Origin of the sequence: Kribbella sp. NPDC023972, from assembly GCF_040639075.1 — a bacterium.
In the GTDB taxonomy this organism is placed as follows: domain Bacteria; phylum Actinomycetota; class Actinomycetes; order Propionibacteriales; family Kribbellaceae; genus Kribbella.
Genome location: NZ_JBEZZH010000014.1, coordinates 82,849 through 95,691, shown reverse-complemented (window position 1 = coordinate 95,691; position 12,843 = coordinate 82,849). Strand labels below are relative to the sequence as shown.

Sequence of the window (12,843 nt, the reverse complement as noted above, 5' to 3'; positions counted from 1 at the left end):
CGAGGTCTTGTGTGAACCGGTTTCCTGGGCTAACTTGACCGGCCAAGGCAAACGCTTTCCGCCGCCCGCAAGGTTTCCGGAGGTAAGAAAGTATGAGTGCGCTGGGCGAGCTCGGCTCGCTCCGGCAGAAGAAACCCGCAGGGCAGAAGAAGGACAATCTGGCCGCGTACCTGTTTCTCGCGCCGTGGCTGCTGGGACTGTTCCTCATCACGATCGGGCCGATGCTGGCCTCGCTGTACCTGTCCTTCACGGACTACAACCTGATCCAGGCGCCCCAGTGGATCGGATTCGAGAACTTCACCCGGATGCTGTCCGACGAGCGGCTGCACAACTCGCTGCGCGTGACGTTCACCTACGTGTTCGTCTCGGTGCCGCTGCAGCTGGGGGTCGCGCTGCTGCTCGCCGTCGTGCTCGACCGCGGCGTCCGCGGGATGGCGTTCTACCGTTCGGTCTTCTACCTGCCGTCGCTGCTCGGCTCGAGTGTCGCGATCGCGATCCTGTGGCGGCAGGTGTTCGGCACCGAGGGCCTGCTGAACCAGGTGCTCGCCCTGATCGGTGTCGAGGGCAAGGGCTGGATCTCCGACCCGAGTACGGCGCTGGGCACCCTGGTGGTGCTGAACGTGTGGACGTTCGGCTCGCCGATGGTGATCTTCCTGGCCGGCCTGCGGCAGATCCCGGCGATGTACTACGAGGCCGCCTCCGTGGACGGTGCCGGCGTGCTGGGCCGGTTCTTCCGCATCACGCTGCCGCTGCTCACCCCGATCATCTTCTTCAACCTGGTGCTGCAGATCATCCATGCATTCCAGTCGTTCACCCAGGCGTTCGTCGTCTCCGGGGGAACCGGCGGGCCGTCGGACTCGACCATGTTCTTCACGCTCTACCTCTACGACCGGGGCTTCGGCAATTTCGACATGGGCTACGCCTCCGCGATGGCGTGGTTCCTGCTCGTGATCATCGGGGCCTTCACCGCGGCGAACTTCTTCGCCTCGAAGTACTGGGTGTTCTATGACGACTGAGACGCTCCGCAGCACGGTGACTGCGCGGCCCGCGGTGATCAGCTGGGTCCGGATGCGGCCGGTGGTGATCCACCTCGCGCTGGCGGCCTCCGCCCTGGTGATGCTCTACCCGCTGATCTGGATGGTGGTCAGCTCGCTGCGGCCGGGCAACGAGATCTTCCGCGACCCGAGCATCCTGGCCAAGGATCTGCGGATCGAGAACTACCGGATCGGCTGGAACGCGCTGACCGAGCCGTTCACCCGCTACCTGCTGAACTCCGCGGCCGTGGTGCTCGGCAGTGTGGTCGGCAACCTGGTGTCGTGCTCGATGGCGGCGTACGCGTTCGCCCGGCTGGAGTTCGTCGGGAAGAAGTTCTGGTTCGCGATCATGCTGCTGAGCATCATGCTGCCGATCCACGTGGTGATCGTGCCGCAGTACATCCTGTTCTCGCAGGCGGGCTGGATCAACACGTTCCTGCCGCTGGTCATTCCGAAGTTCCTGGCCACCGACGCGTTCTTCGTCTTCCTGATGGTGCAGTTCATCCGCGGCATCCCGCGGGAGCTGGACGAGGCGGCCCGGATCGACGGCTGCGGCCGGGCCGGGATCTTCCTGCGGGTGATCCTGCCGCTGATGGTGCCGGCCCTGGCCACCACCACGATCTTCACGTTCATCTGGACCTGGAACGACTTCTTCAGCCAGCTGATCTACCTGACCGACCCGAAGATGTACACCGTCCCGGTCGCACTGCGCGCGTTCGTCGACGCGACCGCGGAATCGTCCTGGGGATCGATGTTCGCCATGTCGGTCGTGTCCCTCATCCCGATCTTCCTAGCTTTCCTGCTCGGCCAGCGGTTCCTGATCAAGGGCATCGCCACCACCGGCATCAAGTAACTCCGAAAGGTGCACACCATGAGGCAGCTCATTCCACCCACAGCGCGCCGGCGCCTGCGTGCGCTGGCCGCTGTCGCGATCGCCTCCGGCCTGCTGGCCGCCAGTGCCTGCGGCGGTGACTCCGGTGGCAGCAGCGACTCCGCGGACGGCAAGGTCACGCTGCGGTTCACTTGGTGGGGTGGCGACACCCGCACCAAGTTGACCCAGCAGGCGATCGAGGCCTACCAGAAGGACCACCCGAACGTGACGATCAAGGGTGAGTTCGGCGAGTGGTCCGGGTACTGGGACAAGCTCGCCACCACGGTCGCCGCGAACGACGCGCCGGACATCATCCAGATGGACGAGAAGTACCTGCGCGAGTACGCCGACCGCGGCGCGCTGCTGGATCTGAAGAAGGCCGAGGGTCTGGACACCGGCAAGTTCGAGGAGGACACCCTCAAGGCCGGTGAGTTCGACGGCGGTCTCTACGGCCTCAACGCCGGGATCAACTCGTTCGCGATCGTGGCCAACCCCGCTGTCTTCAAGGCCGCCGGCGTGGCGCTTCCGGACGACACCACGTGGACCTGGGACGACTACACCAAGCTCGCCGCCGAGCTCACCACCAAGCTGAAGGGCAAGGCCTGGGGGACGGGCGCGCCCGGCACCAACGAGGCCGCGCTGAACCTGTGGGCCCGCCAGCACGGCGAGTCGCTGTGGACCCAGGACGGCAAGCTCGGCGTCTCGGCCGACCAGGTGACCGCGTTCTACCAGCAGGTGCTGAAGCTGCGGGACGCCAAGGCCATCCCGTCGGCGGAGTTCGTCTCGCAGGACATGAACGCCGCGCTCGACCAGTCCGCGATGGCCACCGGCAAGCTGGCGATGGGCTGGATGTGGAGCAACCAGCTGAACGCCATGAGCAAGGCGGCCGGTCAGGAGCTCAAGCTGCTCCGGGTCCCCAGCGTGGACGGCAAGGCCAGCGCGAACGGCTCGTACTACAAGGGATCCATGTTCTGGTCGATCTCGTCGCGGTCGAAGCACCAGAAGGAAGCCGCCGAGTTCGTCAACTTCCTGGCCAACAACCCGGCCGCCGGCAACATCCTGCTGGCCGAGCGGGGCGTGCCGCCGAACACCGAGATCCGCGCCGCGGTGACGCCGAAGCTGCAGCCGGCCGACGCCGCCTCGGCGAAGTTCATCCAGGACATCGGCAAGGAGCTCGGCGACCCGTCGCCGGCGCCGCCGGTGGGTGGTGGCCAGGTGGAGAAGATCATCCAGCGCTACACCACCGAGGTGCTGTTCGGCCGGCAGACGCCGGACAAGGCGGCGAAGGGATTCATCGACGAGGTCAACGGGGAGCTCAAGTAAGTGTTGCTGATGGCAACTGATTGCAGATGACCGCTCGGGTGGCCGTGGCGGGTGTCCACGGCCACGGGGCTTCGCACGTCCGGAACGTGGCGCGGCTGGCCGAGGCCGGCCGCGCCCGCCTGGTCGCCGTCGCCGATCCCCGGCCGGCCGAGGACCTGCCACCTGACGTCCAGGTCTTCGCCGGCCTGGACGAGCTGCTCGCGGCGACCGAGGTCGACGTGGTGATCATCAGTACGCCGATCCAGACGCACCTCCCGCTGGCCACGTTGGCGATGCGGGCGGGTGCCGACGTACTGCTGGAGAAGCCGCCGACCGCTTCGCTGGCCGAGTTCGAGCAACTGTCCGCGGTGGTCGCCGAGACCGGCCGGGCCTGCCAGGTCGGCTTTCAGGCACAGGCGTCCGCGGCCACGCTGACGCTTGCTGAGCTGATGGCCGACGGACGGCTCGGCGAGATCCGTGGCATCAGCGCGGTCGGCAAATGGGTGCGGAAGGCTCAGTACTTCCAGCGCGCGCGGTGGGCCGGCCGCCGTACGCTCGACGGGGTCGCGGTGGTCGACGGCGCGGTGACCAATCCGCTCGCCCATTCGACCGCGGCCGCGTTGCTGCTCGACGGTTCCCCCGGCGCGGACGACGTACGGTCGGTAGAGACCGAGCTGTTCCGGGCCAACGCGATCGAGTCCGACGACACGTCCACGGTCCGGATCGTCACCGGTCGCGGTACGACGATCCTGATCGCGGTGACGTTGTGCGCCGCGGAACATCTCGAGCCGCAGGTGATCGTGCACGGCTCGACCGGTCGCGCCGTCCTGAAGTACGCCTCGGACACCCTCGAGCTTCCGGACGGGTCGGTCGAGAAGTACGACCGGGAGGACCTGCTGGAGAACCTGCTCGCCCATCGCGCGGATCCCGCCGTACCGCTGTACTGCCCGCTGTCCGCGACCGGTGGGTTCACCAGGGTCGTCGAGGCGGTGCGGGTGGCGGAGGCGCCGGCCGAGATCCCGGAGGCGCTGGTGCGCTGGGAAGGCGAAGGACTCGAACGCCACCCGATCGTGCTCGACGTGGAGCAGTGGATCGACCGTGCGTCGGACGAGCTGGCGTTGTTCAGCGAGCTCGGCGCACCCTGGACCAGCCAATCGAAACGGGAGAATCATGACGCAGAACCTCGGTTGTAACCATGCCGTCGGCCGATCGATCCAGGTCACGGCGGGGGACGGCGAGCTGTTCACCTATGTGTACCGGGCGACCGATCCGCAGCTGGAGTCACCGCGTCCGTACATGCACCCGATGCGGACGCTGGGTGGCGACCTGGTCAGCGTGTTCCGGCCGCACGACCACGTCTGGCACAAAGGCCTGACCTGGTCGCTGCCGCACTTCGGGCACGAGAACTTCTGGGGCGGGCCGACGTTCTCCAGGGAGGCCGGGTACCAGCAGCTCGACAACAACGGCTCGATGGACCATGACCGGATCGACGCGCTCGACGTGTCCGACGACCTGGTCCGGTTCGTCCACCACTTGTCCTGGCGGACCCAGGCCGGTGCGCACGTCGTCGACGAGTCGCGGTCGCTGACCACGCGGTTCGCGGACGACGGCTGGGTGCTGGTCTACGAGACCGCGATGACGAACGTCTCCGACGAGACCGTCCAGATCGGCAGCCCGACCACGGCCGGCCGGGAGAACGCCGGGTACGGCGGCCTGTTCTGGCGCGGGCCGCGGTCGTTCACCAACGGCACCGTGCTGGCGCCGCAGGGCAAGGGCGGCGACGAGCTGCGCGGCCAGCGGGCGGCGTGGATGGGCTTCAGCGGCAAGCACGACAACAACGACCGCGCCTCCACCGTCATCATCGCCGACGCCGCCGACAACGTCCGCCACCCACCCCAGTGGTTCGTCCGCTCGGAAGACTTCGCCGCCGTCTGCCCCGCTCCCTTCTTCTCCGAAGAACTCCCCTTCGAACCCGGCCAGACCCTCCGTTTCCGCTACGCCGTCCTGGTCGCCGACGGCCCCTCCGACGACCAACGCGCCACCGGCCTCGCCGCCCAGGCCCAAAAGGCCCTGGCGGCCGGCTGAGGTGCGAACCGCCAGGCCCTCACAATCACCGCTAACGCAGGCCCTCGCCGCGCAAAGGCGCCGTGGGCGGCCCATTGTGATGGCCTGGCGGTCCGGTCCCGGCCCGACGCGCTGACTGCTCGGCGAAGGGTTCCCCAAGGCGCCTAGGGTCGGGGTATGTCGGAGCCGGTGCTCGAGATTCCGTTTCAGGATGCGTTTCAGTTCGATCCGTCGCCTACGTTCGCGCAGTTGCGGGAGAACCGGCCCGTCGCCCGGGTTCGGACGCTAGCGGGGGCCGAGGTCTGGTTGGTGACCCGGTACGACGATGTGCGCCTGGTGCTCGCGGATCCGCGGTTCTCGCGGGCGGCGGTGGTGAAACACGGAGCGCCGCGGGTCGCGTTGGCCAAGCCGATGCCGAACAGCCTCACCACGACGGACCCGCCGGAGCACACCCGATTGCGGAAGCTGGTGTCGTCGACGTTCGCGCATCGGCGGATCGAGCGGACCCGGCCGTGGGTGGCGGAGTTGTCGGCTCAGCTGGCCGAGGACGTGGCCGTGGCCGTGGCCGGCGATGGTGCGGACATCCGGCAGCTGGTCGCGTTGCCGCTGCCGATCCAGGTGATCTGCCAGTTGCTCGGCGTACCGTACGACGACCGCGAGCAGTTCCGGGAGTGGACCGAGCTCGGGTACAGCATGCGGATGGCGGAGAAGGATCTCGTCGAGGACGCGATGACGAACCTGACCGCGTACATCGAGGCCCTCGTCACCAAGAAGCTGGCGAACACCGACCAGCCGGCCGAGGACCTGCTCGACGAACTGGTCCGGGCACGCGAGGCAGGCGACCGGCTCAGTCAGGACGAGCTGATCGCGTTCGGCGTGAACCTCCTCGTGGCCGGTCACGAAACCTCGGCGAACCAGATCTCCAGCTGTGTCGCGACCCTGCTGCGCTGGCCGGAGAACTGGGCGAAGCTGGTCGCGAACCCCGACCTGGTTCCGTCGGCGGTCGAGGAGTTGCTGCGGTTCAACCGCTTCAGCGAGGTCGGCCAACTCCGCGTCGCGATCGAGGACGTCGAGCTGCACGGCGTACGGATCAAGGCCGGTGAAGGCGTGATGGCGGCGCTCAACTCGGCCAACCGGGACCCTCGGGCGTACGACGAACCCGACGAGCTGCGGCTGGACCGGAAGGACAACAAGCACTTGTCGTTCGGCTTCGGTCCGCACTTCTGCCTGGCCGCCCAGCTGGCCCGGATCGAGCTCCAGGAGTCGTTGCTGGCGCTGGTACGCCGCTTCCCCCGGATGAGTCTGGCCAAGCCACCCGAGGCCCTCGAATGGCGTCGCGTCCTGGTCAGCGGCCTGGCCGAGCTGCCGGTGAACCTCGGCTGAGACGTTACGTTCGAAGAAGTGGCGAGACGTCTCACCACTTCTTCGGACGTCAGCGTCAGTTCTGGGAGGCGAACACGACGCCGTGCTCGGTCTCGTACTGCTCGATGAACCGAGCGGCCATCGGCTCGCTCGACGCGATCGCGTCGGCCAGAGTCTTCGCGGTGCGCTCACGACCAGCCGGCCAGTCCGACAGGAGCGCGTACGCCCGCATCCGCTTCTTCTCCAGCGCGGTCGGCTCCGGCTGATCCTCGGCCGGCTTGTCGTCCTCGGTCTTCGCGACGACCACCGGCACCGGATCCGGGAGCACCTGCTCGACCTTGGGAGTGGTGATCAGCGCCGGCGGCTGGGAGTCGGTGGCGTCCGCGAACGGCGACGGCGGCTGCGGCTTCCGCACGACCGGCTCCGCCTTCGGCTGCGGCGCGTACGGCTTCAGCTTGCCGTTCACAGCCGATGACGCCGTACCGTTCTGCGCGACGTGCTGTCGCTCGCTCTCGTCCTCGACGACGACAGCCTCGGCGACCGGCTCGTCACCGTCTTTTTGGTCCGGCGTCTGGTCGACGATCGCCATCAGCTCGCCGGTCCAGGCGTCCTCGTCGCGCAGCGACACGCCGGTGCTGTCCGCACGCAGCGGCCGCGGCTGCCCGCCTTCGAGCACCCACACCGCTGCCGGCATCCGTGCTCCCTCTTCGGGCTGCTCCGGCGGCGGCGAGATCGCCTTGGTCAGCTTGTTCGTGATGACCTCGTAGTTGATCCGCTCCTCGAGCATCCCGGCCAGCCGGTCCGGGTCGTACGTCGTCTCGGCGATCTTGGCCAGCCGCTCGTCCTGGTGCTCGGAGCGGATGTACTCGGCCACGGTTCCGGCGATCGCCTCACGCCGGGTCCTGTTCCGGATCTGGTGCCGGGCCGCGCGCAGGCTCTCGTACAGGCCGTACCCGTGCTCGATCGCCAGCGACCGGGCCAGCCAGGTGACCTTCGGCTCGCGGGCCCACTGGACGACGCCGTACACCGGGCCGGTCTCGCGCATCTGGCCCGCCCGCCGCAGAGCGTCGCGGCGACGGGCCGAGCTGTGGATCAGCCACAGCACATAGGCGAACGCGGACAGGCCGCCGAAGCCGAAGGCGAGGAACCGCTCCTCCGGCCGCCAGTGCCCGACCACGTTGAAGATGACCGCGACCAGCGCCGCGAACAGCGACATCGCGCGGTACGCGTAGGCCTGCTCGCCCTTGCGCCGGCGCAGGTCGGCGAGCGCGGCGGTGGCGACACCACCGAGCTCGAGCACGGCCACCGCGGGCGTGACGAGGAGGATCTTGAGGAACGTCGAGAAACCTTCCTCGGGCCAGGGGATGTGGGTGACGCCGGCCCAGACCTGACCGACGAGGGCGGCGGTGGCCGCCGTGGCGTAGAAGGCGTAGGCGACCTTGTCCGCACCGGTGAGAGGTACGTTCTCCAGTTCGCCAGGGCTGGTGCTGGTGGTGTTCTCCTGCAAGACGTGGTCTCCTGACCGGTTTGGGCTCTCCGGCAGTTTCGTCGGGATGGTAAGGCGGCCTCCCGCTAAGGGCGCTGCAAGAGGCTACCGGTTTCCGGCCCCGGAAGGGGAGGCGAATCCGGAAACGTCTCGAACCTCCCCACTCCACCGCCGCTTCACACCTCCGAGTTCTAACCTCTACTTCGTGATCCCGACTCTGCGTTCGCTGCCCGACCCCGGCGCAATGACGATGTACCTGCGCGAGCGCTACGGCCTCGGGTTCACCGGGTGCACGCTGCTCCGGTCCCTGGTGAACGACGTCTACGAACTGGCCACGGCCGATGCGCGCTACATCCTCAAGCTCTACCGGTACGGCGGCCGGCGCCCGGACGAAATCCGTTGGGAGACAGGGCTTTCGGCGCATCTGATCGCCAACGGACTGCGGACGCCGGCCGTTCATCCGCTCCCTGACGGCGACCCGGTCGGGCTGCTCGACGCAGCCGAGGGACCCCGCCCGTTCGTGCTGCAGGAATTCGTCGACGGGTCCAAGCCGCCGTACCAGGAGAACCTCTACCGGGAGTTCGGTGGACTGGTTGCCCGGTTCCACGAAATGGCCGATTCCTACGTGCCCGAATTTCCGCGACTGGCGCCGGATCTATCACAACAGTTCGACGAACTCCGGCCGCACCTTGCACCCGCGCAGGAAAACCTGCTCCGGGCACTGACCGACGCCGTACGGAACAACCTCGCGCGGTACAGTCTGGCCTCCGGCATCTGCCATGGCGACGTGACCCTGGACAATCTCCTGGTCGCCGGCAACGGTCTCGTTCTGTACGACTTCGACCTCGCCGCCGTCGGCTACCGGGCCGCCGACTTCACCGGCGTCGCGGCCACGCCGTACTGGGACGCCTTCAAGGCCGGCTACTCCGCCCACCGTCCGATCACCGCCGACGACGAGGCCGCCATCCCCTATCTCGGTGTCGTCGCGCGCATCTCCAACCTGCACTTCCACCTCGTCGACAAACCGCTCATCCGCGGCGCCGAGTCCCGCACCGAAGGCTGGGCCGATCGCGAGCTCACCGCGCTCGAACAAGCGGCTGAGCAACTTCTCTGACCCGTCAGGATTCACAGCGAGGTGCCAGGATTCGCCCAGGAAGCGCCAGGGATCGACGCGCATCCTGGGGTCATGATGCGCCGCTTGCTGCCCACCTCGCTGACCGCGCGGGTGACCGCGGCCGTTGTCTTGCTGATGGCAACGGTCAGCCTGGTGATGAGCGCGTTGATCACGGCCGCGATCGGCTCGTACCTGACCAGGCAGCTCGACAACAAGGTGTCCGCGTCCCAGAGCCGGGCGATCGGCGTACTGAACAAGCCCGTGTCGGACGAGTTCCAGCCGCCGGACTTCGGCAACCCGCACGGCCAGGACGCGGGCACGATCACCATCTACCGGACCGGCTCGGGGACCAGTGCGAACGTCATCACCGCGGACGGTGAGCTGGCCGGCCTGTCCGCGCAGGCGATCGCCGCACTCTCCTCGGTCCCGGTCGATGCGGCGAACGAGACCGTCAACGTCCCAGGGCTCGGCCAGTACCGCGTCCGCGCGTCACAGATCGGCGGTACGGCGGTGATCACCGGCCTGCCCACCAAGGACATCGACGACACGATCAACTCCCTGATCGGCTGGGAGGTGCTCTTCGGCTGCGTCGGCGTGATCACTGCCGGAGGTGTCGCGATCATCGTCGTACGGCGCCAGTTGCGGCCACTGCGCCGAGTCGCGCAGACCGCCCGCGAGGTGGCCGGCCTGCCGCTGGCCACGGGCGAGATCGGCGTCACCGCGCGGGTACCGGAAGCGCTCACCGATGAACGGACCGAGGTCGGTCAGGTCGCGGTCGCGTTGAACACCTTGCTGGGACATATGGAGAACGCGCTCGATGCCCGGCATCGCAGCGAGCAACAGGTCCGCCAGTTCGTCGCGGACGCCTCACATGAGCTGCGTACGCCGCTCACCACGATCCACGGCTATGCACAGCTCAGCCTTCGTAGCCCGGAGCATCTACCGCTGGCCATGGGGAAAGTGATGGTGGAAGCCACCCGGATGGCGGCGTTGGTCGAGGATCTTCTACTGCTGGCCCGGCTCGACGCAGGCCGGCCGCTCGACCTCAGACCCGTGGACCTCGCCCGCGTGGCGCTGGACTCGGTGACCGACGCCCGCATCGTCAGCCCCGACCACCACTGGACCCTGAACCTGCCGGCGGAACCGGTGGTCGTCACGGCCGACGAGCAGCGGTTGCACCAGGTCGTCACCAACCTGCTGAGCAACGCGCGCCGGCACACACCGGCCGGTACGACGGTGACCGTCGGGCTGACCACCGACGACGTACGCCAGTCCGCCGTACTCAGCATCCATGACGACGGCCCCGGCATCCCGGCCGATCTGCAGCCCACCGTCTTCAAGCGGTTCACGCGCGCCGACGCATCCCGCACCCGCGACTCCGGCGGCGCCGGACTGGGCCTCTCGCTGGCCCAGTCCATCACCGAAGCCCACGGCGGCGCGATCACAGTCGTCTCCGAACCAGGCAGCACCAGCTTCACCCTGGCACTGCCGAGGTAGTACCGAACCGCCAGGCCATCACAATCGGGCGCCGGCCACCCCGCTCAGTCATCGCCTTCTTCGCCTCCGACGACGCCCGCTGGGTCACCGGCGAAGTCTTGGAGGCCAATGGGGGGCTGTGGCTGGGGCCTGGCGAGAGGTGACCGGGTACCGAAGAACAGGAGGTGCCCCGGCTGTGCGCCGTGAGCTTCGCTCGGATCGGCGTCGCGAGGCGGCTACCTCCTGTTCTTCGGCACCGCTGCTACTCAGCGCCGAAGGTGTAGGTGGTGGTGGAGGTGTAGGTGTCGCCGGGGCGGAGGACGGTGGAGGGGAAGTTGGGGTGGTTGGGGGAGTCGGGGAAGTGCTGGGTCTCGAAGGCGAAGGCGTCGCCCTGGCGGTAGGACTTGTTGCCGATGCCCTGGAAGGTGCCGTCGAGGAAGTTGCCGCTGTAGAACTGGGCGCCCGGCTCGGTGGTGTGGACGGTGACGGTGCGGCCATCCTCTGGTTCCCAGAAGCGGGCGGCGAAGCGCAGGCCGTTCTTGTCCGGTTCGCCGCCGACGACGAAGTTGTGGTCGTAGCCGAGCCCGATCGCCAGTTGCGGGTGGTCGTCGCGGATCCGCTTGCCGATCGCGGTCGGCTTGCTGAAGTCGAAGGGCGTGCCGGCCGTCGGTGCGATCTCGCCGGTCGGGATCAGCCCAGCGTCGACCGGGGTGTACGCCGGAGCGTCCAGCTGCAGCACGTGGCCTTCGACGGAGCCGCTGCCCTCGCCGGCCAGGTTGAAGTACACGTGGTTGGTCAGATTCACGATGGTCGGCTTGCCCGCGACCGTCGCGTGGTAGTCGATCCGCAGCGTGTCCCGCCCGTCCAGCGTGTAGGTCACGGTCGTGGTCAGCTCACCCGGGAAGCCCATCTCGCCGTCCGGGCTGACGTAGCTGAACGCGACCCCGATCGACTTGTCGCCGCGGACCACCTTGGCCGTCCACACCCTCTTGTCGAACCCGATGGTTCCGCCGTGCAACGCGTTCTCGCCGTTGTTGACCGGGATCTGGTACGTCGTACCGTCGAGGGTGAACCGGCCTTTCGCGATCCGGTTGCCGTACCGGCCGACGGTGGAGCCGAAGTACGGGCTGAGCGTCGCGTAGTCCGGCAGGTTGTCGAACCCGAGGCTGATGTTCTCGGTCCGGCCGCGCCGGTCCGGTGTCTCGACCCGCTGGATGGTGGCGCCCCAGGTCAGCATCGAGATGGTGACCCGGCCGTTGGTGAACGTGTAGACGTCCACCTGCTGTCCGTCGGGTGTCGTGCCGAACGGGTCGTTGCGGATCTCGAAGCTGTCGTGGTGTTCGCCCATGGCGGTCAACTTATCCGCCGTACCAGCAGTCGAACTGGCCTGGGTGGCGGCGTTCGCGGTGCCGCTGAGAGCGCCCGCGACGGCGATGCACAGCCCGGCTCCCAGCCCTCTGACCGGATCGGTCCGGCACCGGCCCCGATCGAGCCTTCCGCGGTACGCCGGCCGGCCGCGAGGATGGGGGTCATGAGCCGAACCGCGCTGATCGTGATCGACGTCCAGGAATCCTTCCGGGTCCGCCCGAACTGGCGGGCCGTGAACCACCCCGACATCGCCGAGCGGGTCGACCGCCTGGTCCGCGCGGCCCGGGACAAGGGCGACCTGGTCGTCTGGGTGCTGCACACCGAGCCGGGCACCGGTGGTGCGTTCGACCCCGCCAACGGGCACGTCCGGCTGATGGAAGGACTGGAGCCCCTCGGCGACGAGACTGTGATCAGCAAGACGTCTCACAACGCCTTCACCACAACGAATCTGCCGCAGCTGCTGACCCAGCACGGCGTCACCGAGGTCGTGATCAGCGGCATCCGCACCGAGCAGTGCTGCGAGACGACCGCGAGAGTCGCCTCCGACCTCGGGTACGACGTCGTCTTCGTCACCGAGGCGACCGCGACCACTCCGTTGCCGCACTGGACGATGCCGGCCGACGCGACCCTCGAGGAGATCCTGGCGGACCCGCGGACCCTGGCTCCCGACGTCGTCACCGAGCGAACGGAGTACGCCTTGGCCGGCCGGTTCGCCACCATTCGGACGCTCGACGAACTCACCGGCGTACCCGTGCCATCCTGACCG

11 protein-coding genes are annotated in these 12,843 nt (G+C 68.1%); 9 read left to right on the top strand and 2 right to left on the bottom strand.

All coding sequences use genetic code 11. The features are described 5' to 3' along the window. Positions 1 to 92 precede the first annotated feature (92 nt). The 6 genes from AB0F43_RS35650 (at position 93) to AB0F43_RS35625 (ending at position 6,654) form a co-directional block, all read left to right on the top strand. Positions 93 to 1,016: a sugar ABC transporter permease gene (locus AB0F43_RS35650; RefSeq protein ID WP_360487419.1), complete on the top strand. Its 924-nt coding sequence runs from the start codon at positions 93 to 95 to the stop codon at positions 1,014 to 1,016. After that, the gene (locus tag AB0F43_RS35645) at positions 1,006 to 1,887 is read left to right on the top strand and encodes a carbohydrate ABC transporter permease (RefSeq protein WP_360487417.1); all 882 of its coding nucleotides are present in this window, start codon (positions 1,006 to 1,008) and stop codon (positions 1,885 to 1,887) included. The genes AB0F43_RS35650 and AB0F43_RS35645 overlap by 11 nt, the downstream gene beginning before the upstream one ends. 18 nt (positions 1,888 to 1,905) lie before the next feature. Further along, positions 1,906 to 3,228 carry a sugar ABC transporter substrate-binding protein gene (locus tag AB0F43_RS35640; protein ID WP_360487414.1) on the top strand — a complete coding sequence of 441 codons (1,323 nt, stop codon included), beginning with the start codon at positions 1,906 to 1,908 and terminating at the stop codon, positions 3,226 to 3,228. 26 nt (positions 3,229 to 3,254) lie between these two features. Beyond that, positions 3,255 to 4,400, top strand: coding sequence for a Gfo/Idh/MocA family oxidoreductase (locus AB0F43_RS35635; protein ID WP_360487412.1), 1,146 nt, complete (start codon positions 3,255 to 3,257; stop codon positions 4,398 to 4,400). Beyond that, positions 4,378 to 5,292 carry a PmoA family protein gene (locus tag AB0F43_RS35630; protein ID WP_360487410.1) on the top strand — a complete coding sequence of 305 codons (915 nt, stop codon included), beginning with the start codon at positions 4,378 to 4,380 and terminating at the stop codon, positions 5,290 to 5,292. The genes AB0F43_RS35635 and AB0F43_RS35630 overlap by 23 nt, the downstream gene beginning before the upstream one ends. A 156-nt stretch (positions 5,293 to 5,448) precedes the next feature. After that, on the top strand, positions 5,449 to 6,654 hold the full coding sequence (locus tag AB0F43_RS35625) for a cytochrome P450 (protein WP_360487407.1): 1,206 nt from the start codon (positions 5,449 to 5,451) through the stop codon (positions 6,652 to 6,654). 55 nt (positions 6,655 to 6,709) lie between these two features. Here the strand turns inward: AB0F43_RS35625 and AB0F43_RS35620 are convergent, their stop codons facing one another. After that, complete coding sequence (locus AB0F43_RS35620; protein ID WP_360487404.1) at positions 6,710 to 8,140, bottom strand: hypothetical protein; 1,431 nt, start codon at positions 8,138 to 8,140, stop codon at positions 6,710 to 6,712. Positions 8,141 to 8,324: 184 nt separating this feature from the next. Between AB0F43_RS35620 and AB0F43_RS35615 the strand changes: the two genes are divergently transcribed. Both AB0F43_RS35615 and AB0F43_RS35610 read left to right on the top strand, forming a co-directional pair. Beyond that, positions 8,325 to 9,233, top strand: a complete 909-nt coding sequence (locus AB0F43_RS35615) for a phosphotransferase (RefSeq protein WP_360487402.1) — start codon at positions 8,325 to 8,327, stop codon at positions 9,231 to 9,233. 72 nt (positions 9,234 to 9,305) lie between these two features. Then, positions 9,306 to 10,730, top strand: a complete 1,425-nt coding sequence (locus tag AB0F43_RS35610; protein WP_360487399.1) for a HAMP domain-containing sensor histidine kinase — start codon at positions 9,306 to 9,308, stop codon at positions 10,728 to 10,730. A 241-nt stretch (positions 10,731 to 10,971) separates the two neighbouring features. On the opposite strand, the gene AB0F43_RS35605 is transcribed toward AB0F43_RS35610, so the two are convergent. After that, positions 10,972 to 12,057 (bottom strand): aldose epimerase family protein, encoded by a 1,086-nt coding sequence (locus AB0F43_RS35605; RefSeq protein WP_360487396.1) that lies wholly within the window; start codon positions 12,055 to 12,057, stop codon positions 10,972 to 10,974. A gap of 183 nt (positions 12,058 to 12,240) precedes the next feature. On the opposite strand from AB0F43_RS35605, the gene AB0F43_RS35600 reads away from it, so the two are divergent. Next, a complete protein-coding gene (locus tag AB0F43_RS35600; RefSeq protein WP_360487393.1) occupies positions 12,241 to 12,840 on the top strand; it encodes an isochorismatase family protein in 600 nt (199 codons plus the stop codon). Positions 12,841 to 12,843 lie beyond the last annotated feature (3 nt).

Coding starts and splice junctions, on each gene's coding strand:
- AB0F43_RS35650 (WP_360487419.1), top strand. CDS start 93: ATGAGTGCGCTGGGCGAGCTCGGCTCGCTCCGGCAGAAGAAACCCGCA.
- AB0F43_RS35645 (WP_360487417.1), top strand. CDS start 1,006: ATGACGACTGAGACGCTCCGCAGCACGGTGACTGCGCGGCCCGCGGTG.
- AB0F43_RS35640 (WP_360487414.1), top strand. CDS start 1,906: ATGAGGCAGCTCATTCCACCCACAGCGCGCCGGCGCCTGCGTGCGCTG.
- AB0F43_RS35635 (WP_360487412.1), top strand. CDS start 3,255: ATGACCGCTCGGGTGGCCGTGGCGGGTGTCCACGGCCACGGGGCTTCG.
- AB0F43_RS35630 (WP_360487410.1), top strand. CDS start 4,378: ATGACGCAGAACCTCGGTTGTAACCATGCCGTCGGCCGATCGATCCAG.
- AB0F43_RS35625 (WP_360487407.1), top strand. CDS start 5,449: ATGTCGGAGCCGGTGCTCGAGATTCCGTTTCAGGATGCGTTTCAGTTC.
- AB0F43_RS35610 (WP_360487399.1), top strand. CDS start 9,306: ATGATGCGCCGCTTGCTGCCCACCTCGCTGACCGCGCGGGTGACCGCG.
- AB0F43_RS35605 (WP_360487396.1), bottom strand. CDS start 12,057: ATGGGCGAACACCACGACAGCTTCGAGATCCGCAACGACCCGTTCGGC.
- AB0F43_RS35600 (WP_360487393.1), top strand. CDS start 12,241: ATGAGCCGAACCGCGCTGATCGTGATCGACGTCCAGGAATCCTTCCGG.